Source organism: Kitasatospora sp. NPDC096140 (assembly GCF_040303045.1).
Taxonomy (GTDB): domain Bacteria; phylum Actinomycetota; class Actinomycetes; order Streptomycetales; family Streptomycetaceae; genus Kitasatospora.
This window is the reverse complement of record NZ_JBEOUW010000031.1, coordinates 80,377-100,311: the sequence shown is the minus strand read 5'-3', so window position 1 is coordinate 100,311 and position 19,935 is coordinate 80,377. Positions and strand designations below refer to the sequence as shown.

At 73.5% G+C, this 19,935-nt stretch carries 18 protein-coding genes; 9 read left to right on the top strand and 9 right to left on the bottom strand.

Annotated features, from left to right (window positions below):
• The first annotated feature begins 29 nt into the window (after positions 1-29).
• Positions 30-566: a hypothetical protein gene (locus ABT048_RS28420; protein ID WP_350524375.1), complete on the top strand. Its 537-nt coding sequence runs from the start codon at positions 30-32 to the stop codon at positions 564-566.
• Positions 567-573: 7 nt separating this feature from the next.
• Here the strand turns inward: ABT048_RS28420 and ABT048_RS28415 are convergent, their stop codons facing one another.
• Positions 574-1,362: a winged helix-turn-helix domain-containing protein gene (locus ABT048_RS28415; RefSeq protein ID WP_350524374.1), complete on the bottom strand. Its 789-nt coding sequence runs from the start codon at positions 1,360-1,362 to the stop codon at positions 574-576.
• A gap of 71 nt (positions 1,363-1,433) precedes the next feature.
• Between ABT048_RS28415 and def the strand changes: the two genes are divergently transcribed.
• The 3 genes from def to ABT048_RS28400 all read left to right on the top strand — a co-directional run bounded on the left by def (position 1,434) and on the right by ABT048_RS28400 (position 3,426).
• Positions 1,434-2,081, top strand: a complete 648-nt coding sequence (gene def, locus ABT048_RS28410) for a peptide deformylase (RefSeq protein WP_350524373.1) — start codon at positions 1,434-1,436, stop codon at positions 2,079-2,081.
• Entirely contained in the window at positions 2,078-2,791 is a 714-nt protein-coding gene (locus ABT048_RS28405) for a class I SAM-dependent methyltransferase (protein ID WP_350524372.1), read from the top strand. Before def ends, ABT048_RS28405 begins: the two co-directional genes overlap by 4 nt.
• A gap of 74 nt (positions 2,792-2,865) precedes the next feature.
• Positions 2,866-3,426 carry a hypothetical protein gene (locus ABT048_RS28400; protein ID WP_350524371.1) on the top strand — a complete coding sequence of 187 codons (561 nt, stop codon included), beginning with the start codon at positions 2,866-2,868 and terminating at the stop codon, positions 3,424-3,426.
• 1,202 nt (positions 3,427-4,628) lie between these two features.
• On the opposite strand, the gene ABT048_RS28395 is transcribed toward ABT048_RS28400, so the two are convergent.
• On the bottom strand, positions 4,629-5,357 hold the full coding sequence (locus ABT048_RS28395; RefSeq protein ID WP_350524370.1) for a TetR/AcrR family transcriptional regulator: 729 nt from the start codon (positions 5,355-5,357) through the stop codon (positions 4,629-4,631).
• Between the two features lie 112 nt (positions 5,358-5,469).
• Between ABT048_RS28395 and ABT048_RS28390 the strand changes: the two genes are divergently transcribed.
• Entirely contained in the window at positions 5,470-6,213 is a 744-nt protein-coding gene (locus ABT048_RS28390) for an SDR family oxidoreductase (protein WP_350524369.1), read from the top strand.
• Positions 6,214-6,351: 138 nt separating this feature from the next.
• The gene (locus ABT048_RS28385) at positions 6,352-6,816 is read left to right on the top strand and encodes a hypothetical protein (protein WP_350524368.1); all 465 of its coding nucleotides are present in this window, start codon (positions 6,352-6,354) and stop codon (positions 6,814-6,816) included.
• 34 nt (positions 6,817-6,850) lie between these two features.
• Here the strand turns inward: ABT048_RS28385 and ABT048_RS28380 are convergent, their stop codons facing one another.
• The 3 genes from ABT048_RS28380 to ABT048_RS28370 form a co-directional block, all read right to left on the bottom strand.
• Positions 6,851-8,290, bottom strand: coding sequence for an SDR family NAD(P)-dependent oxidoreductase (locus ABT048_RS28380; RefSeq protein ID WP_350524367.1), 1,440 nt, complete (start codon positions 8,288-8,290; stop codon positions 6,851-6,853).
• A gap of 161 nt (positions 8,291-8,451) precedes the next feature.
• On the bottom strand, positions 8,452-9,984 hold the full coding sequence (locus ABT048_RS28375; RefSeq protein WP_350524366.1) for a carbohydrate binding domain-containing protein: 1,533 nt from the start codon (positions 9,982-9,984) through the stop codon (positions 8,452-8,454).
• A 235-nt stretch (positions 9,985-10,219) separates the two neighbouring features.
• Entirely contained in the window at positions 10,220-10,816 is a 597-nt protein-coding gene (locus tag ABT048_RS28370; protein ID WP_350524365.1) for a choice-of-anchor C family protein, read from the bottom strand.
• Between the two features lie 295 nt (positions 10,817-11,111).
• Here ABT048_RS28370 and ABT048_RS28365 point away from each other — a divergent pair, with 295 nt between their 5' ends.
• Both ABT048_RS28365 and ABT048_RS28360 read left to right on the top strand, forming a co-directional pair.
• Positions 11,112-11,753 carry a GDSL-type esterase/lipase family protein gene (locus tag ABT048_RS28365; protein WP_350524364.1) on the top strand — a complete coding sequence of 214 codons (642 nt, stop codon included), beginning with the start codon at positions 11,112-11,114 and terminating at the stop codon, positions 11,751-11,753.
• A gap of 180 nt (positions 11,754-11,933) precedes the next feature.
• Positions 11,934-12,887: an aldo/keto reductase gene (locus ABT048_RS28360; RefSeq protein ID WP_350524363.1), complete on the top strand. Its 954-nt coding sequence runs from the start codon at positions 11,934-11,936 to the stop codon at positions 12,885-12,887.
• 69 nt (positions 12,888-12,956) lie between these two features.
• Here ABT048_RS28360 and ABT048_RS28355 read toward each other — a convergent pair whose 3' ends face one another.
• The 4 genes from ABT048_RS28355 to ABT048_RS28340 form a co-directional block, all read right to left on the bottom strand.
• Positions 12,957-13,535 (bottom strand): GNAT family N-acetyltransferase, encoded by a 579-nt coding sequence (locus ABT048_RS28355; protein WP_350524362.1) that lies wholly within the window; start codon positions 13,533-13,535, stop codon positions 12,957-12,959.
• A gap of 342 nt (positions 13,536-13,877) precedes the next feature.
• Complete coding sequence (locus tag ABT048_RS28350; protein ID WP_350524361.1) at positions 13,878-14,570, bottom strand: nitroreductase family protein; 693 nt, start codon at positions 14,568-14,570, stop codon at positions 13,878-13,880.
• Between the two features lie 82 nt (positions 14,571-14,652).
• Complete coding sequence (locus ABT048_RS28345; protein ID WP_350524360.1) at positions 14,653-16,290, bottom strand: ABC-F family ATP-binding cassette domain-containing protein; 1,638 nt, start codon at positions 16,288-16,290, stop codon at positions 14,653-14,655.
• Between the two features lie 105 nt (positions 16,291-16,395).
• Entirely contained in the window at positions 16,396-17,616 is a 1,221-nt protein-coding gene (locus ABT048_RS28340) for a trypsin-like serine peptidase (protein WP_350524359.1), read from the bottom strand.
• A 515-nt stretch (positions 17,617-18,131) separates the two neighbouring features.
• Here ABT048_RS28340 and ABT048_RS28335 point away from each other — a divergent pair.
• Complete coding sequence (locus ABT048_RS28335) at positions 18,132-19,739, top strand: ABC-F family ATP-binding cassette domain-containing protein (RefSeq protein ID WP_350524358.1); 1,608 nt, start codon at positions 18,132-18,134, stop codon at positions 19,737-19,739.
• The last annotated feature ends 196 nt before the right edge of the window (positions 19,740-19,935 follow it).

Below are 19,935 nucleotides of genomic sequence, written 5' to 3'. Positions count from 1 at the left end.
GGCCGCGGGTGCGCGGCGTCCGTTGAGGAGTGATCAGTGCGGTGCTCGGCGGGATGCCGATGTTCTGGCCCGGGCTGCTGCTCTCGCTGGCGCCCGCGGCCCTGTTGAACCGGCCGGTGGGGCGGTTGCTGCGGGCCCACTGGGCGGTGGGCTTCGTCCTGCTGCTCGGGCTCGGCGGGGTGGTCGTGGCGACGCTGCTGCCGGAGGCGTTCCGGCTCTCCGAGGACGCCGTGCGGCACTGCACGGTCGAGGGCGGGCGGCCTCGGTCGCCGTACGAGCTGCTGCACGTCCGGTACATCGAGCTCAAGCTGGCGACCTACGCCCCGGTCGGCTTCGCGGCCGCCCTGGCGGGGACCAGGCGGCGGGCGGTGGTGGCGCTGCTCGGCGCTGCGGTGCTCCCGTTCGCGGTGTCGGCGATGCACTACGCGCTGCCGGTGATCGGACGGTCCTGCGATGTGCAGGACGTCTGGGACGGGGTGCAGGGAGTCGTGCTGGGCGCGGCGGTGGGGCTCCTGGTCGGTCCGCTGGGACGGGCGGTGGCCCGGCAGTCCTGGCGTCGGGCCTGAAGCGTGGTCACCGTTCCTCGGGAAGCTCCCCGGGGCGCGGGTCGGGGCTCGGGGCCGGGCTCGCGGCGGGGCTCGGGTCGGGGTTCGGGGCCGGGCTCGGGTCGGGGTTCGGGGCCGGGCTCGGGGAGGGGAATGCGGCGGGAGGTGCGGCGGGAAGCGCGTCGAGGAGAGGGAAGAGGCGCGTGACGGCGGCGACCGGGCGGGCCCCGGCGGGGCGGGTGGCCGGGTCGGCTTCGCGGCCCCGGTAGCGGGCGAGGACCTGACGGACGGCCTCGCCGACGGCCGAGAGCTCGTCGGGGGTGAGGTAGACGACGGCGCTGAAGGCTTCGTCGTGCTGCCAGTCGGCGGGGGCTTCGGCGCGGTGCGCGAGCCAGCGTTGGTAGCTCTCGTCCTCCAGGCCGCGGGCCAGCGCGCCGAACCCGTCGCCGAACCCGTCGCCGAACTCCTCGCCGGCTCCGGGGGCGAACTCGTCGCCGACCCCAGGGCCGACCCCGTTGCCGGGCCGGCCGCCGGGCTCGCCGCCGGGCCGGCCGTCGGGCTCCTGCGGGTTCCGGGGTGCCTGCGCTCGGGGCAGGCGCCAGGGGCGGGCGCGGCCGTCGACCGGCGGGGCCTCCTCGATCAGGCCGTGTCGGCCGAGCTGTCGCAGGTGGAACGAGCAGAGGCCGGAGCTGACGCCGAGCCGGGCGGCGGCCTCGGTGGAGGTGATGGTGCCGTGCTCGGCGAGCAGGTCCAGCAGGGCGGTGCGGACGGCGTGCTCGGGCAGGGCGCCGGCGGTGGCGAGATCTTCTTCGGTCACTTTGCAAAGTCTGCTACTTTGCAAAGTCGGTGACAAGTTGTCATGCCTGGACTGCGTCGAGGAGCACGCCCATGTCCGACCTACGCGAACGTCCCCCCGTCCTGCGGATCACCGAGATCGGGGAGTCGATCCTGCACGGCCCCTGCCGACCGGCCGGCGAACAGGACTACGGCAGTGAGGAGTTGGCGCAGCTGATCGACTCCATGTTCCTGACCATGTACGTCGCCGACGGCTGCGGGCTCGCCGCCAACCAGGTCGACGTGGACCTGCGCCTCTTCGTCTACGACTGCCCCGACGACGACGGCGTCCGGCACACCGGCCACCTGCTCAACCCGGTCGTCGAGCCGCAGGCCGCCGGACGTCGGCTGATCGAGGACGCCGAGGGCTGCCTCTCCGTCCCCGGCGCGGGCACCCCCGCGCTCGCCCGTCCGGCCCGCGCGGTCGTGCGCGGCTTCGACCGGCACGGCAGCCCGCGCACCGTCGAGGCCACCGGCTACTTCGCCCGCTGCCTGCAGCACGAGACCGACCACCTCGACGGCCGGCTGTACGTGGACCGGCTCTCGCGGCGCGACCGCAAGGACGTGCTCCGGCAGACGGCGGACCGCCGGGAGGAGGTGTTCGCGCGGCGGGCAACGGCCGGCGAGCGGCCGGACTGGGGCGGGACGGTGCAGGAGTGCGACGCGTCGTGCCGCTGCCGGCGCCTGGAGGCGCGGGCGTGAGCGAGCCCGACTTCCTGGCTGCGATCCGGACCTCCTACGACACCGTCGCCGCCGACTACGTCCGGACCGTCGTCCCGCCGACCGGGATGGACTCCCTCTCGCAGGCGATGCTGGCCGCCTTCGCGGAGCTGGTGCGGGGTGCGGGCGTGGGCGGGCCTGCGGGTGCGAGCGGGCGTCCGGGTTCGGGCGCGGGCGTGGGTTCGGGCGTGGGGGCGCCGGTGGGTCCGGTCGCCGACCTCGGCTGCGGACCGGGCAGGGTCACCGCCCACCTGGCGGCGCTGGGCGTGCCGGCCTTCGGGGTGGACATCTCGGGCGAGATGATCGCGCTCGCCCGTCGCGCGTACCCCGAACTCCGGTTCCTGCAGGGCACGATGACCGACCTCGACCTGCCCGACGGCGCCCTCGGCGGCATCCTCGCCTGGTACTCCGTCCACCACACCCCGCCCGAGCTGCTGCCCGCGCTGTTCGCCGGGTTCCACCGCGTCCTCGCGCCCGGCGGCCACCTCCTCCTCGGAGGCCACGTCGGCGACGAACACCTGCGCCCGGTCTCGGGCTACGGCCACCCGGTGACGTACTCCTCCTACCTCGTCCCGGCCGACCGCCTGGTCGAGCTGCTGGCCGGGGCCGGCTTCACCGTCACCACGCGACTGGAACACCTGCGCCCGGAGCACCCGGGCCGCGGGTACGTCAGCCTGCTGGCGCACAGGTAGATGGCTCCGCCGGGGGAGGGGGTCGATTCGGGCGGACGAGGCGGGGCACCGGTGCTGTCGGCGACGGTGGACGCATGCTGACGAACATTCCGCTGGGCGACACCGAACGCCCCGTCCCCCGTTGGGCCCTTCGCCTGGCCAGGGCGCTCCCATTCGTGGTGCTGCCGCACTGCCTGTGGCGGCTGCCGTTCGCGGTGGACTTCCGGATGGGGACGATCGACCCGGCCGCCCCGGCCTTCACCTGGTGGGCCACGCCGTACGTGATCGGCCTGAGCGTGCTCACCGAGGCGCTGGCGCTGCTCACCCTGGGACTGGTCAGCGGATGGGGCGAGGTCTTCCCGTCCTGGGTGCCGTTCCTCCGGGGCCGACGGGTGCCGCGGCTCGCCGCCGTCGCCCCGGCGGTCCTCGGCGGGCTGGCGCTCGTCGCCCTCTTCGATCCCATGCCCCTCGCCTGGCTCGGCGTCCTCGGCTTCGAGGAGGTCGCGTACTCCAACGGCTGGTGGCAGGCCCTGGCCCGGGTCTGCACCTCACCCAGCATGCTCTGGGGCCCGATCGTCCTGGCCCTCGCCTGCGCCTACCACCACCGCCGCCGCCGCCCCACTCCGGAGCCCCGCCCCGCCCGGGCCACTATGTAGACCGCCCGACATATTTCTGCCCTCCGCCCCGAGAAGTGCCTGCACAGGAAGTCGGCCCACCCGACTTCCCGCGCAGGCGCCGTTGCGATGGGAAGGGGAGGAAATATGACGCTCGGTCTACATATTTTCCCGGCTCCGTCGGAGCGGCCGGACCGCCCTGGCCAAGCTGCGGACAGCCGCCCTGCGGGGCATCGCGCCGCCTGCGTGCCTGCCTGCCTGCCGCGGAGCATCGCGCAGAAAGTCGACCAGGCCGACTTCCTGCGCGTGTGCATGCGTGCATGCATATGGGCATCGCCTGGGCCGGGCGAATATGTAGACCAACCGTCATATTCAGCCGGGCGCGCCGAAGGGCTGGGGCGGCGATGGTGGCAGGCCCTGGCCTGGGTCGGCACCTCACCCAGCATGCTCATGGGCCCGATTGTTCTGGCCCTCGCCTGCGCCTACCACCACCACCGCCGTCCCACCCCTGGCCCCGGCCCCGTCGGGGCCACTATGTAGACCGCCCGACATATTCCTGCCACCCGCCCCGAGACCCCGAGAGGCACCTGCACAGAAAGCGGCCCACCCGACTTCTCATGCGGGTGCCGGTGCGGCGGGAGGGGAAGGAATATGACGCTCGGTCTACATATCTCCCCGGCCTCGTCGGAGCGGCCGGACCGCCCTGGCCAAGCTGCGGACAGCCGCCCTTCGGGCACCGCGCCGCCCGCCTGCGTGACTGCCTGCCTGCCGCGGAGCATCGCGCAGAAAGTCGACCCGGCCGACTTCCTGCGCGTGCGCGTGCGTGCATGCATACGGGCACCGCCTGGGCCGGGCGAATATGTAGACCGACCGTCATATTCTGCTGGGCGCGCCGCAGGAGTTGCGCGGGAGGTCGAGCGGGCCGACTTCTTGTGCGTGCGGCACCTTCGCGGACGGGCTATGTAGACCGGTCGTCATATTCCTCCCGGCGCCGCACGGCGAGGGTGGCGAGGGTGGCGCAGGAAGTCGGGCCGATCGACTTTTCGTGCGGTTTGCCGTCGCGAGCAGGGCCCATATGTAGACCGGTCTTCATATTTTGCGTGGGCTGATCCAGTAGTGCCGGCGCGGCCTCCGCGCCTGGGCGTGTGCTGCGGGGTGCGGTCCTGCGCAGGAAGTCGGGCGGGCCGACTTCCTGCGCAACCGGGGGCCGGGGGTCGCGGGCGGGGCACTGGCAGTGGCGGGGGTCAGTCGGCAGCGTTTCCGGTGAGCAGGGAGTCGGCGAGGCGCTGGGCCGTCGTCGCGTCCAGTGGGGCGTGCCCGAGGAGGAAGCGGTACCAGAACACCCCGTAGACCTGGTCCACGATCAGCTCCAGGTCGGCATCGTCGGCCAGTTCTCCGCGTTCGCGTCCGCGGGAGAGGAGCTCGCGCAGGGCGGTGCGGCGGGTGGCGGTGAAGGTCTGCATGAGTTCGGCGAGGTGCGGGTCGCGGGCGGCTTCGCGGACGAGGGTGCGCAGGGCGGAGGCCGTGGTGCTGCGCTGGGCGGCGTCGAAGGTGGTGGCGACGAAGGCGTGCAGGTCGGTGCGCAGCGTGCCGGTGTCGGGGCCGAGGACGTCCTGGTCGGCGCGGTCGGTGAGGGCGTCGAGCAGGACGGCACCCTTGGAGGGCCACCACCGGTAGACGGTCTGCTTGCCGACGCCGGCCGTGCGGGCGATGGCGTCGATGGTGACCGGGGTGCCGTCCGAGTCGGCGAGCAGGTGGAGGGCGGCGTCGAGGATTGCTCGGTGGGCGGCTTCGTTGCGGCGGCGTCCTGTGTGCGGGCGGGTGGACGCGGTCTGCTCGGGCGTCTGGTCCGTCTGGTCCGTCTGGTCCGTCTGGTCCGTGTGTTCCGGCTGCTGTGCCCGATCTGCCCGCGCTGCCCGGACTGCCTGCGCAGGCTGTTCCGCCCGTTCCGCCCGGGGTTCGGTGTCGCTCATGGTCTCCCTCTCGTCGGCCCCGTTTCCTTGCCCCCGCTTGACAAGACTACCAGTCTCGACAAATATCAATGCCAGAACCGACAGTCTCGACAAGTCGAAAGGCCCCACCGCCATGAGCACTGCGTCAAACCTCTTCGCCGGACAGCGCGTCGTCGTGATGGGCGGCAGCTCGGGCATCGGCGAGGCGGCCGCGACCGCCTTCGCGGCGGACGGTGCCGAGGTCGTGGTCACCGGCCGTGACCGCGAGCGGCTCGACGCCGCCGTGGCCCGGATCGGCGGCAAGACCACCGGTCGCCGGCTTGACGCGACCGACCCGGCCGCACTCGCCGCGTTCTTCGCCGACGAGGGCACCGTGGACCACCTGGTCGTCGCGGTCAGCGGCGCGGCCGGCAGCGGCCCGTTCGCCCAGCTCGACCTGGCCGACCTCGCCACCGGCTTCGACGCCAAGTTCTGGCCGCAGGTCCGCGTCCTGCAGGCCGCGCTGCCGCACCTGCGCGAGGACGGCTCGGTCACCCTGATCACCGCGGCCTCCGCCCGCGCCGCCATCCCCGGCACTTCCGGACTGGCCGCCATCAACGGCGCGCTGGAGGCGATGGTTCCGCCGCTGGCCGTCGAGCTCGCCCCGCTGCGGGTCAACGCCGTCTCGCCCGGCGTCATCGACACCCCGTGGTGGGACCGCGTCCCGGCCGAGCAGCGCACCGCGCTCTTCGAGGGCCTGGCCGCCACCACCCCGGTCGGCCGGGTCGGCCGCGCCGAGGACGTCGCACGGGCGATCCACATGCTGGCCGCCAACACCTTCGTGACGGGCGTCGTGTTCGACTGCACCGGCGGCGCCAACCTGCCCACCGGGCGCTGACAGCGCTGACAGCGTGGATGGCGCTGAGGGCTGATAGTGCCGAGGGCTGACAGCGCTCAGAACACCGGACGGCCCGGCCGGGGGGGGGGAGATCCCCCCGGCCAGGCCGTTGTCACAGGTCCTTCGTACGGTTCGACCGTGAGCGTTCCCGAACTGATCCCGATCCGGCACGAGCCGGAAGGGCGCACCCGTACCATCGGCTGCTGGCGGGACGGCGCGTTCTTCGCCTCCGTCACGGGGCCGGTCGACCGGCCGGAGTGGTACGCGGTGCTGCACCGCTTCGACTCCGCCGGGCAGCACCTCGACTCGGCCATCCGGTCGGCGGGCACCGGGCCCGAGGCCCGACGGCTGCTGGAGGAGTGGCTCGACGCCCTGCCCGGCCGGGAGTACGGGAGCATCGCGATCGCCCCGTTCGAAGTCCGGTTCGACGGCGTGCTGTTCGGCCTTGTCATCGAGGAAGACGACGAGGCCGACGAGCACGACGAGGACGGCGAGAGCGGCGAGCACGACGAGGACGACGACGAGGCCGACCGCTTCACCGCCGAGCTCCACCCGGACGGCCTGGGCTTCCACGCCCCCTGGTGCGGCTGCTACGACACCTGAGCAGCCGCACCGGGCCGGCGGTGGGCCCGGCCCGTCACCACTCCGCGATCCGGTAGTCCTTGAGGAACACCCCCGACGCCGGGTGTCCCGCCTCGCCCCGAACGATCGGGTCGTAGACGCGGGCCGCGCCGTCCACGATGTCGAGCGGCGTGCGGAAGCCCCGTTCGGCCAGGCGGGCCTTCTTGGGGGCCGGGTTCTCGTCGGTGATCCAGCCGGTGTCGACGGCGCACATGTGCACGCCCTGCGGGGCGAGTTCGGCGGCGCTGGTGCGGGTGAGCATGTTGAGCGCGGCTTTGGCCATGTTGGTGTGCGGGTGCCGGGCGGTCTTGTTGCGTACGGCGAACCGGCCCTCCACCGCCGTGACGTTGACGATGTAGCGGGCGGGGTGCCGGGAGGCCAGCAGCAGGGGCAGCAGTCGGTCGCAGAGCAGGGTCGGGGCCAGGGCGTTGACCAGCTGGGTCTCCAGGACCTCCGCCGGGTCGAGCGAACCGAGCCTGGTGGACCAGGAGTTGTCGGGGGCGAGGTCGGGTAGCAGCCCGGCCTCGTCGGTGCCGGCGCCGAGTTCGCCCAGGTTTCCCATCCCGACCAACGATCCGGCGCCGGAGGGCAGTCGGGCACCGCCGGAGAGGGGTAGGAAGCCCGGGGCGTGGCTGATTGCCCGGCGGTCGGCGGCGGGCAGGGCGTCCTGCTCGCCGGCGGCCAGCAGGGCGTACGACTCGGGCGGGCGGCGCAGCGTCTGGGCGGCGTTGTTGACGAGGATGTCGAGCGGGCGCCCGTCTGCACGCAACTGCTCGGTCAGTCCGATGACTTGGCGCGGGTCGCGGAGGTCGATGCCGACCACGGTGAGGCGCTCCCACCAGTGCTCGCTGCCCTCGGCGGCGCGGAAGCGTCGGACGGTGTCCTGCGGGAAGCGGCTGGTGACGATCAGCTCGGCGCCGTCGCGCAGCATCATCAGCGCGAGCTGGAAGCCGATCTTCACCCGTCCGCCGGTGAGCAGGGCGCGACGCCCGCGCAGGTCGGTGCTGAGGCCCCGGCGCGCGGTGTTGTCGGCCGAGCAGTCCGGGCAGAGCATGTGGTAGAAGCCGTCGACCTGGCGGTAGGCCTGTTTGCAGACGTAGCACTTGCGCGGGATCTGGAGTTCGCCGACGGGCCCGCCCCCGGACGCGAGCGTCGTGAGCGGTGCGTCCTCGCGGCGGTGCGGGCTGCCGGTCGCGGTGGCGGTGAGCAGTTCGGCGTCGGCCTGCCGGACGGCTTCCTTGGCCTCCTGGCGGCGGCGTTTGCGGCTCTCCATGACGAAGGAGCCGATCTGCCTCTCGACGTGCAGCCGGGTCCGGTCGGTCCAGGGGAGCGCCCGCAGCCGGCCGAGGGTGCGGCTGAACGCGGCGAGTTCCTCCGCGGTCACACCTGCCGCGAGTGCCGCCTCGCCGGTCGGATGGATCGTGTCGAGCTGGTCGTGGTCGTCCCGGACCGTCATGTCCGCCCCCTCGTGCCGTACAGGTGGGTGGGACTGTAGTGGACGGTCCGGGACGATGAGATGCCAATTTTCTCCGGTCGGCCGCCGGCGGGGCTCCCGGGAACGCCGGGGTGCCGGTCGGCCCGGGAAGGGCGGCCGGCACCCCGGTCGTGCCGCGGGGCTCAGCCCGCGTACTGGCTGAAGATCTTGGCGAACTCGTACGGCTGCTGCGGGATGTTGGTGCACTTGGAGAGTGAGCCGCCGGTGCAGGCGTTGGCGTCCCGGGTGGCGTCCCAGAAGGCGAGCAGGCCGAGGTGGTTCTGCCGGGCGAAGGTCACCAACTGCTGGGCGTCCGCCTGGTTGTAGACCTGGTGGTCGTCGTTCTCGCCGATCATCGGCGTCACGCCGACCATGGCCCACAGCCGGGCGTCGGTCTTCGCCGGGTAGAGCGCCTTGAGCTGGCCGAACAGCGACTGGGCGGCCTGGACGGCGGCGTTGCCGTAGTCCGTCCCGCTCCGGTAGTAGTCCATCGCCATGATGTTGACCAGGTCGGTGTCGACCCCGGCGTCGCGGGCCGACTTGACGATGGCGACGCCCTCGGCGGTCAGGCCCTCGGGCAGCACCGGCAGGGTGAAGGAGACCTTGAGGCCGGGGTGGGCCTGTTGCAGCTTGGCGAGCGCGGCGGAGCGGCGGTCGTTGGCGGCGGTGTCGGCGATCGCGGCGCCCTCGATGTCGAAGTCGACGTAGCGCAGCCCGTAGGCCTTCACCACGGCGTCGTACTCGGCGAACAGCGAGTCCACCGAGGTGCAGGCGGCGGCGAGTTCGGTGCCGCTGGCGCCGCCGAAGGAGACCTTGACGTCGCCGCCCGCCGCGCGCAGGGCGTCGACCTGGTCCTTGGCCCAACCGGTGCGCGGGTCGTAGGCGTTGAACCAGCTGGCCTTGCAGCCGACGCCGGTGACGAAGCCCATCGTGTAGCCCTTGAGGTTGCCGGCCTTGGCGAGGGCGGGCATGGACGGGGTAGGCCAGGCGCCCATGTCGATGTAGGGGGCGACCGGCAGCGCGACGTTCGGCGGCGGGGTGCTCGGGCCGCCGGTCGGGGTGCCGGTGGGCGTGCCCGTGGGCGTGCCCTTCGGGGTCGGCGTGCCCGAAGTGGGCGGCGGGGTGGTCGGGGTGCCGCCGGGGCCGGTCAGCGCGATGTCGTCGGCGAGGTAGCCGCCCTGCCCGTACCAGCCGTGCAGGTAGACGGTGACGCTGGTGGTGGCCGGCCCGGTGGTGAAGCCGGTGGACAGCTGCTGCCAGTCGGCGCCGCCGGGGGTCCAGGTGGCCGGGTCGGTGACGCCGCTGCCGGTGGCGCCGAGGTAGACGTACCGGCCCTGCACCCAGGCGCTCAGGCTGTACCGGGTGTTCGGCAGGACGCTGACGGTCTGGCTGCACTGCGCGGTGTCGCTCGCGCTCACGGCCCCCTTCAGTGCGTACGTCCCGCCGTGTGCACCGGTGCCGGCGATGCTCCCGGTGCCGGCGGAACAGCTCCAGGGGCTGAGCGCACCGCTCTCCAGGCCGCCGTTGGCGAGTAGGTTGCCGTCGGCGGCGCCGGCGTTCCCGGCGAGGACGGCCAGGCCGCCGGCGGCCAGTGCGGTGGCGGCGACGAGGCTCAGCAGGGTGGTCCGGCGGGCGGGGCGGCGGTGCGTGGGGGCGTGCTGGGGCGCGCTGGGCATGGGGGTGCCTCTCGGGACGTGGTGGCCGCCCGCGCCGCGAGGGGGGAGACACGGGCGGGCGGCGGCCTGGGGTGGTCCGGTGGGGGAGCGCGGTGCTGAGCATCAAACTGGACTAGACCAGCTGTGCACGTCAAGCACTTCCCCACGCCGGACGCCTCGCCGAGGGCAGGTTTTAGGGAGGGTTAAGGAGGCGACTCGCGGAGGCCGGTCGGGTGGCGCTCCGGGCCCCGGCCGGTCAGCTGCAGCACGGCTTGCACTCCTTCACCTGCACGTCGTCGAGCACCGGCCCGTACGCCCCCGCCACGGTGCTGGTGAAGGTCAGGGTGGTGGAGGAGTTCTGTGCGACGAAGCTGAACTGCCGCCCCACGTAGCCCATCGCGGCCATGGTCTTGCCGGTGGAGTCGAAGGAGAAGTCCTGGAAGTCCTGGCCGTCGATCAGCGCCTTTCCGGTCTTCACGGCCGGTCCGCCCGCGGGGTTGGCGGCCAGCGCGTACGTCACCGAGTAGGCGGTGCCGGGGGTGGTGGTGAAGGTCTGGGCGATGGTGCCGCCGGTGCCGCCGTTGAGGTCGACCGACTGGTCGCCCTCGGCGGCCTGCCAGAAGCCGGCGCCGATCAGGTCGATGTTCCCGGCGGTGATCCGCCACGGGCCGATGGTCTGGCCGGTGGCCAGGTTCGTGAAGGAGCCCGCCGGGGCCTTGGGCGACTCGAAGCTGCCGTCGTCGAAGCGGCTGAGCGCGCGGGTCCCGCCGGCGGCCTGGGCCGGGACGGCGAGCGCGGTGGCGGTGGCCGCGAGCAGGGCGACGGCGGCGACACGGGTGCGCGAGAGCTGCATGGGTTGGTCCCCAATCGGTTGTGAACTGACGAGCCTGGTGATGGACCGACGAGCCGATGATCGGCTGTGCACAGAGCGTCGACCGTCGCGGTGAGTCCTGCCAAGGCCGGACGGGCGGCGCCCGGTGGTGCGGGAGATCCGTGGGCGGGCGCCTGCGCGCCGGTTTGGCGCAGCGTCACCCGCGGTGGCCCGGTCAAAAGTCCGGGGACGAAGCTCGCGCCGTCGACGGCCGGCTCGGTCTGCCCGGTGGTGAAACCGGAAGCGTGCGCCCCGCTCGCACCCCTACGGTGGGCCGATGACCATACGAACAGGCTTCGACGGTCCGCGGATCTGCTTCCTCGGCGACTCCTTCGTCCAGGGCCTCGGCGACCCGGAGTTCCGCGGCTGGGTCGGCCGGGTGCTGCAGGCGGCCGCACCGGGCGCCACCGCGTTCAACCTCGGGGTCAGGCGCGACACTTCGGCGCAGGTGCGGCGCCGCTGGCAGGCCGAGGTCGAGGCGAGGACCGCTCCCGGCGCGGACAACCGGCTGGTGGTCTCGGTCGGCGCCAACGACGCGACGGAGGAGGACGGCGCGCCACGCGTGCCGCCCCTCGGGACGCTCGACAACCTCGCCGCCCTGCTCGGCGGGGCCCGCGCACTCGGCCTCGGCACGCTGGTGGTCGGCCCGCCGCCCGTGGTCTGCGACGGGGCAGCGCACCTCGACCGGCTGCGCGGCCTCGTCCCGCAACTGGCCGCGACCTGCGCCGCGTTCGAGGTCCCGTTCGTCGACGTCACCGAGACGCTGGCGGCCGATCCGGTGTGGGTGTCCGAGGCCGGGGCGGCGGACGGCGCTCACCCGGGCGCGGGCGGGTACGGGCGGCTGGCGGAGCTGGTCCTGGCGGGCGGGTTCCATGAGTGGATCGGAACGGGACTTGACCTTGAGTGCACTCCAAGGTGAATGCTGAAGGCGTTGATCACGCATCACCGCGCCGACCAGCACGCGAACCCGCGAACCGCCGCGCGAACCGGGCGGGGCGCGCGAACCGCCCCACGCAACCGGGCGGAGCGCGCGAACCGCCGTGCGAACCGCGCGAACCAGCACACGAAACAGCACACGAACCACGATGGGAGCACCGTCATGCGCAACGCCACGTTCGGTACCAACGGCCCGGAGATCGGCGTCATCGGTCTCGGCTGCATGGGCATGACCTGGGCCTACGACGTGCAGAACCGGGACGACGAGAACTCCGTCCGGGTGATCCGGCAGGCGCTGGACCTCGGCGTCGGCCTGATCGACACCGCCGACATGTACGGCCCGTACACCAACGAGGAGGTCGTCGGTGCGGCGCTGGCCGGCCCGTACCGGGAGCGCGCCTTCCTGGCCACCAAGGTGGGCATCGTCCCGGGCGGCGAGGGCCAGATGGAGCGCAACGGCCGGCCCGAGCACGTGCGCCGCTCCATCGACGAGAGCCTGCGCCGCCTGGGCACCGACCACGTCGACCTCTACCAGCTCCACCGGGTCGACCCGGAGGTCCCGATCGAGGAGACCTGGGGCGCGTTCGCCGAGATCGTGGCGGCGGGCAAGGCCCGGCACGTCGGCCTGTCCGAGGTGACCGTCGAGGAGATCCGGCGGGCCCAGTCGGTGCACCCGGTGGCCTCCGTGCAGAACGAACTGTCGCTGTGGACCCGGGACGCGCTGGCCGAGGTCCTGCCGTACACCGAGGAGCAGGGCATCGCCCTCCTGCCGTTCTCGCCGCTCGGCCGCGGCTTCCTGACCGGCAGCATCTCCTCCTTCGACGAGCTGCCCGCCGACGACTTCCGCCGCCGGCTGCCGCGCTTCCAGCAGGACGCGCTCAAGGCGAACCTGGCGCTGGTCGCGAAGGTCCGGGAGGTCGCCGAGCGGCTCGGCACCACGCCCGCGCAGGTGGCGCTGGCCTGGGTGCTGGCGCAGGGCCGGTACGTCTTCCCGATCCCGGGCACCCGGACGCCGCGCTACCTGGCGGACAACGTGGGCGCGGCCGACGTCGTGCTCTCGCCGGCCGACCTCGCCGAGCTGGACGGTCTGCCGGCGCCGACCGGCGGGCGCTACTGACCGCTCCGTGCGCTGCCGACCGGCCGGTGTGGCACCGGCCGGTCGGGTGCGGCATCGCCGGCCGGGGCGCTACCGGTCGGTGTCCCGGTCGGCCCGGGGCCGTTCCTTGACCCACACCAGCTGCCGGCCGGTCTCGCCCGGTGCCCGGACGGCAACCGCGGCGACCCGCTCCAGCCGGTAGCCGAGCTTGCGTGGGACGGCCGCGCTGGCGGCGTTCGCCCGGTCGCAGTGGATCTCCACCCGGATGATCCCGGGCAGGGCGAGCGCGGCTTCGGTCAGCGCCCCGGTGGCGGTGGTGGCGATGCCGCGGCCGACGTGCCCGGCGGCGACCCAGTACCCGAGCTCCAGCGCGCCCGGGCCGATCCGCGCGTGCAGGCCGAAGGCGCCGATCACGTCGCCGGGCTCGGCGTCCAGGCCGGCCAGGTACATGAAGTCGGTGCCGGCCTCCCAGGCGGCGGAGCCGGCCCGGGTGAGCTCGGCGGTCCGCGCCCGGGTCGGGGCCTCGGCCGCCCACTCCAGCCAGGGGCGCAGGTGGTCCAGGTTGGCGCGGACGGCCCGGTTCAGCGCCACCGCGTGGGTGCTGCGCCGGCGGCGCAGCCAGAGGCCGCCGGGCAGCCGCAGCAGCTCGGGCGGCCGCCCGGTGGTCACCTCCGCCGCGATCGGTGCCGGTCCGGGCCCCTGCCCCTGCCCCGCTCCGGCAGCCGGTGCCTGCCCGCTCGGTGCCCGTCCGGCGGCCGGTGCCTGCCCGCTCGGTGCCCGTCCGGCGGCCGGTGCCCGCCCGCTCGGTGCCTGCCCGGTCGGTGCCGGGCCACAGGACCGTGGCTGTGCTTGGCTCATGGCGGCGATTATGTCCTTGGCCCGGACCTGTCACCATTCGACCCCCGCCCGGCCCCCCGGACGGCGGGCGCGCACGGTCGCGGAGCCCGGTGCCGGGGCCGCGCCCCCGGCGTGCCGGCGCGTCCTCGGCGCCCGGTCGCCGCCCCCGGCGCGTCAGAGCCGGACCATCACCTCGTCGAGCTCCTTGCGCCGCAGGTCCGGCACCCGTGCCCCCTCGGCCGGGTAGCCGACCGGGATCACGTACGCCGCCCGCTCCTCGGCCGGACGGTCGCACACCTCGTTGAGGAACCTCATCGGGCTCGGTGTGTGGGTCAGTGTCGCCAGCCCGGCCTGGTGCAGCGAGGCCAGCAGCAGTCCGACCGCGATCCCCACCGACTCCTTGGTGTAGTACGGGCGCGGCGAGTCGGGCCCCTTGTGCACCTCGAACACCACGATCACGGCCGGCGCGTCCTCCAGGAACGGCTTGCGCCAGTCGGTGCCGATCGGCGCCAGCGCGGCCAGCCACTCCGCCGACGCCCGGCGGGCGTAGAACTCGCGCTCCTCGGCCTCGGCCGCCTCGCGCAGCCGCCGCTTGCGTTCCGGGTCGGTGACCACCACGAACCGCCAGGGCTGGACGTGTGCGCCGCTGGGCGCGGTGCTCGCGGTCCGGACGGCCCACTCCAGGACGCCGTCCGGGATCGGACGGGTGGCGTAGTCGCGGACGGTGCGGCGCCGGGCCATCACCTCGTGGAAGGACCTGCTGCGGGCCTCGGCCTCGTGGGCCGGGACCGTCATGGGGGTGAGGGGGACGGTCGGGTGGGGCGTCCCCGCCACGGCGCTCTCCGCGCGGTCTGCACTGTCAACCATGGCTGACAGCACAGCACATGACGACCCCTCCGGGAAGAGGTAGAGACCAATTCCGGAGGGGTCGCCATCGGTCGGGTGCGGGTTACAGCTCGTGCACCCGACCGTCCCGGACCTCGATCCGCCGGTTCACCGCGACGGTGTCCAGCATCCGCCGGTCGTGCGTCACCAGCAGCAGGGTGCCGGTGTACGAGCCGAGCGCGGACTCCAGCTGCTCGATCGCGGCCAGGTCCAGGTGGTTGGTGGGCTCGTCCAGGACCAGCAGGTTGACCCCGCGGGCCTGCAGCAGGGCCAGCGCGGCCCGGGTGCGCTCGCCGGGGGAGAGGGTGTCGGCCGGGCGCAGCACGTGCACGGCCTTGAGGCCGAACTTGGCCAGCAGGGTGCGCACGTCCTCCGGCGAGAGCTCCGGCACGGCGGCGGAGAAGGCCTCCGCCAGCGGCTCCCCGCCGAGGAACAGTCCGCGGGCCTGGTCGACCTCGCCGACCACCACGCCGGAGCCCAACGAGGCGCTGCCGCCGTCGAGTTCGAGCCGGCCGAGCAGGGCGGCCAGCAGCGTGGACTTGCCCGCGCCGTTGGCTCCGGTGATGGCGACCCGGTCGGCCCAGTCGATCTGCAGGTCCACCGGGCCGAAGGCGAAGTCGCCGCGGCGCACCGTGGCCCCGTTGAGGGTGGCGACCACCGAGCCGGAGCGCGGCGCGGTGGCGATCTCCATCCGCAGCTCCCACTCCTTGCGCGGCTCCTCGACCACGTCCAGCCGCTCGATCATGCGCTGGGTCTGGCGCGCCTTGGAGGCCTGCTTCTCGGTGGACTCGGCGCGCATCGCGCGCCCCATCTTGTCGTTGTCGGAGGACTTGCGGCGGGCGTTGCGCACGCCGTGCTCCATCCAGCCGCGCTGCATCCGGGCGCGGGCCTCCAGCCCGGCCTTGGTGTCGGCGTACTCCTCGTACTCCTCGCGGGCGTGCCGACGGGCCACCGCCCGCTCCTCCAGGTACGCCTCGTAGCCGCCGCCGTACAGGTTGACCTGCTGCTGGTGCAGGTCCAGCTCCAGCACCTTGGTCACGGTGCGGGCCAGGAACTCGCGGTCGTGGCTGATCACCACGGTGCCGGCGCGCAGGCCCTTGACGAAGGACTCCAGCCGCTCCAGGCCGTCCAGGTCGAGGTCGTTGGTGGGCTCGTCGAGCAGGAAGACGTCGTAGCGGGAGAGCAGCAGCGAGGCGAGGCCGGCCCGGGCGGCCTGGCCGCCGGAGAGCGCGGTCATCGGCAGGTCGAGCGAGACCTTCAGCCCGAGCGAGTCGGCGACCTCCTCGGCCCGCTCCTCCAGGTCGGCGCCGCCGAGGTCCAGCCAGCGGTCCAGGCTCACCGCGTACGCGTCGTCGGCGCCCGCCCGGCCCTCGACCAGGCCCTCGGTGGCCTCGTCCAGTGCGGCCTGGGCGGCCGCCACGCCGGTGCGGCGGGCCAGGAACGCGCGCACCGACTCGCCCTCGCGCCGCTCCGGCTCCTGCGGGAGGTGGCCGACGTTGGCACTGGCCGGGCTCAGCCGCAGCGAGCCGCCCTCGGGGGTGTCCAGGCCCGCCAGCAGCCGCAGCAGGGTCGACTTTCCGGCGCCGTTCACGCCGACCAGGCCGATCACGTCGCCGGGGGCGATGACCAGGTCCAGGCCGGAGAAGAGGGTGCGTTCGCCGTGACCGGCGCTGAGGTCCTTGACTACGAGTGTCGCGCTCATGATGGGGCCGATTGTAAGAGGAGCGGGGCCGACACGGGAAAAGCCCGGGGGCCGCGGCCGTGGCAGCCGCGGCCCCCGGGACCGGTGGGGATCATCCCCCGTGGATCACTTGGCCTTCTTCGAGAAGTACTCGAACATGTGCTGGGCCACGTCCTCCAGGTACGGACCGGCCTCGTAGGTGTTCGCGCCGTTGCCGATGGAGGTGTCGCTGACCAGGGCCGGCTTGCCGTCCTTGGTCGCGTACCAGCCGCCGCCGCTGCTGCCGCCGGTCATGTTGCAGCCGATCAGCAGCATCGCCGGGCGGCTCGGGTCGCCGGTCTTCTTGGACGGCTTGCCGCCGTCGCAGTGCTCCAGCTCGACGCCGTCGAAGGGCTTGCCCTCCGGGAAGCCGTAGTTGGCGACGGAGGCGATCTGGTCGCGCGGGGCGTTGAACCACAGCGGCACCGAGCCGCCGACGGTCTCCTCCAGCGACTTGCCGTTCGGGTCGGGGTTGGCGACCTTGATGATGCCGAAGTCGTACTGGCTCCACGGGCCGCCGTGCTCCGGGTCGGCCTCGCCGGTCCACTGCGGGGAGACCATGCCGGCGGTCGCGCCCCACTCGCCGTACGGCTCGGCGTCGTCCAGCTTGGACTTCTGCTTGTTGCCGTTGCTCAGCACGCCGTTGCTGTTGAAGGCCGGGGCGAAGGTGATGTCGGTGTAGTACTTGTTGCCCTTGCCGCCGTGCAGGCAGTGGCTCGCGGTCCACACCAGGTTGCTCTTGCCCGGGTTGGCCGGGTCGGAGACGACGGTGCCGGAGCACACGTAGTCCTCGTTGCCGTCCTTGAAGAAGATCTTGCCGTTGACGTGCATGTTCTTCGGGAACGGGTGCGCGACGGGCTTCGCCGGGACCACGGCGGGCATCTGGTCCGGGCCGGTCGGCGGCTGCGCGGCGGTGGGCTGGGCCGGGGCGGCGCTGGTGGGCTGCGCGGTCGGCTGGGCGGGCGCCTGCGTCGGGTCCTGGCCGGGGGCCTGCGGCAGCGGCTTCGGCTTGGCGTCCAGCAGCTTCTGCAGGGTCCAGTAGCCCTTGACCGCCGGGGTGATGACGTTCGCCTGGGCCCACTTGTCCCAGTCCTCAAGCTTCCAGGTCTTCAGCTCGTCGAGCGTCGGGAGCTTGATCGGCGCCGCGCCCGGCTTGCCGGAGGCGCTGGCCGCGACCGAGGGAGCCGTGGTCTGGGCTCCGGTCACCGGGTCGCTGTTGTCCGGTCCGCACGCGGTCGCGACCACCATGGTCAGCGCGGCGACGGAGGCACCCAGGACGGCACGGCTCGGCCGGGATATCGGTGACATGAGTTCAAATCCCCCTGTTGACTTCCGCCATACGGCCCTTCTCCTCGGGCGCGGCCCGGGGCCGCGTGTATGGCAGGTGAGGAGTCTGCCATGCGGATGAGGATCTCCTTACACCCACCCCCGACCGGGACGAAGCTGTCACCGGATCGCTACGGGATCGGCACGGAGCCTCCGTCGGGGCCGGAAAACCGGTTGCACGCGTCCCGTGGCGTGCCTAGCGTGGTCCGGGTCGCCAACCAGACAAGGAGTAGGCCGTTGATCTACTGAGGCTCAGGGACACCGCCCCGCCGCGCAGGCACTGTTGCCGCGTGGTGCGCGAGTGTGCGACCTCAGTCACGGCCCGGTGGCGATCCGCGATCCCCCACGATCGATGCTCCGTGATCCTCTGTGATCCGCGGCGATCGTCGGTGTGACGCCACCCCTTCTCGTCCCCGCCGGCCGTACCGGTCCCCGCACCCGCGGTGTCTCCCCGTGTTGCTCATCACCCCTTCGGCAACCACCTTCGGGAGGCCTCCATGGCACAACCCACCACCGCCGTCCTCTGCACCGACCTCGCGTTCGACTGGCCCGACGGCAAGCCCGTCCTGAGCGGCTTCCACCTCGCCGTCGGCCCCGGCCGCACCGGCCTGATCGGGCTCAACGGCGCCGGCAAGTCCACCCTGCTGCGACTGATCGCCGGCGACCTCACCCCGACCGGCGGCACCGTCCGAGTCGACGGCGAACTCGGCTACCTGCCCCAGGGCCTGACGCTCGACACCTCCCTGCGGGTGGACGAGGCGCTCGGCATCCGGGCCGCCCGCGAGGCCCTGCACGCCATCGAGTCCGGCGACACCGACCAGCGGCACTTCGACGCCGTCGGCGACGACTGGGACGTCGAGGAGCGCGCCCGCGCCACGCTCGACCGGCTCGGCCTGCGCCGCCTCGGCCTCGACCGCACCACCGGCGAACTCTCCGGCGGCGAGGCGGTGCTGCTGCGACTGGCCGCCCTGCTGATGGCCCGCCCCGACGTCCTGCTGCTGGACGAGCCCACCAACAACCTCGACCGGGCCGCCCGCGAGCGGCTCTACGAGACGGTGGCCGGCTGGCACGGCGTGATGCTGATCGTCAGCCACGACCGCGAGCTGCTGCAGCACGTCGACCAGATCGCCGACCTCCGGGGCGGCGAAGTCACCTGGTACGGCGGCAACTTCGACGCCTACGAGCGCACCCTCGCCGCCCAGCAGGAGACGGCGGAGCGGCTGCTGCGCAGCGCCGAGGCCGACGTCCAGCGCCAGAAGCGGGACCTGGTCGACGCCCGGTCCCGGCTGGACCGCAGCGCCGCGTACGGCAAGAAGCGCTCGGTCACCCGCAACGACCCGCACATCTTCCGGGGCATGCTCAAGCGCAAGGGCCAGGAGACGGCGGGCCGGCTCCAGGGCATGCACACCGAGCGGCTGGAGGAGGCCAAGGCGCGGCTCACCGAGGCCGAGGAGGCCGTCCGGGACGACGCCGAGATCCGGATCGACCTGCCGCGCACCGAAGTCCCGGCCGGGCGCACGGTGCTCACCCTGCAGAAGGTCCGGCTGCCGCACGGCATCACCGCCGAGCTCGACCTGCGCGGGCCGGAGCGGATCGCCCTGGTCGGCCGCAACGGGGCCGGCAAGTCCACCCTGCTGCGCACCATCGCGGGCGAACTCGCCCCGCTGGAAGGGCAGATCACCGCTCCGGTGTCGCTGCGGCACCTCCCGCAGCGGCTCGACCTGCTGGACGAGAAGCTCAGCGTGGTGGAGAACGTCAAGCTGTTCGCCCCCGCCGCGGGGGACAACGCGATCCGCGCCCGGCTCGCCCGGTTCCTGTTCCGCGGCGCCCGGGCCGACCAGCCGGCCGCGACCCTCTCCGGTGGCGAGCGGTTCCGCGCGACCCTGGCCGCCCTGCTGCTGGCCGACCCGCCGCCGCAGCTGCTGCTGCTCGACGAGCCGACCAACAACCTGGACCTCGCCAGCGTCCGCCAGCTCACCCAGGCGCTGGCCGCCTACCGGGGCGCGCTGATCGTGGCCAGCCACGACCTGCCGTTCCTGCGCGGCCTGGGCGTGACCAGGTGGCTGGAGCTGGACGGCGACCTGCGGGCGGTGGATCCGATGTAGCGGGGACGGCTGTGGCCGCCAACGCTGCTGCTGGGCGTCCTGGGCGTCCTGGGCGTCCTGGGCGTCCTGGTCGGCCCGGGCGTCCCCGGCGAGCACCCGGCGGGGCGGGGGGGGGGGGGGGGGGCGGGTGAGCGCCGGGGGGTGGGGGCGGTTGCGGGACGGGGGGGGGGGGGTGGGGGGGCGTTTGTATGGGTGG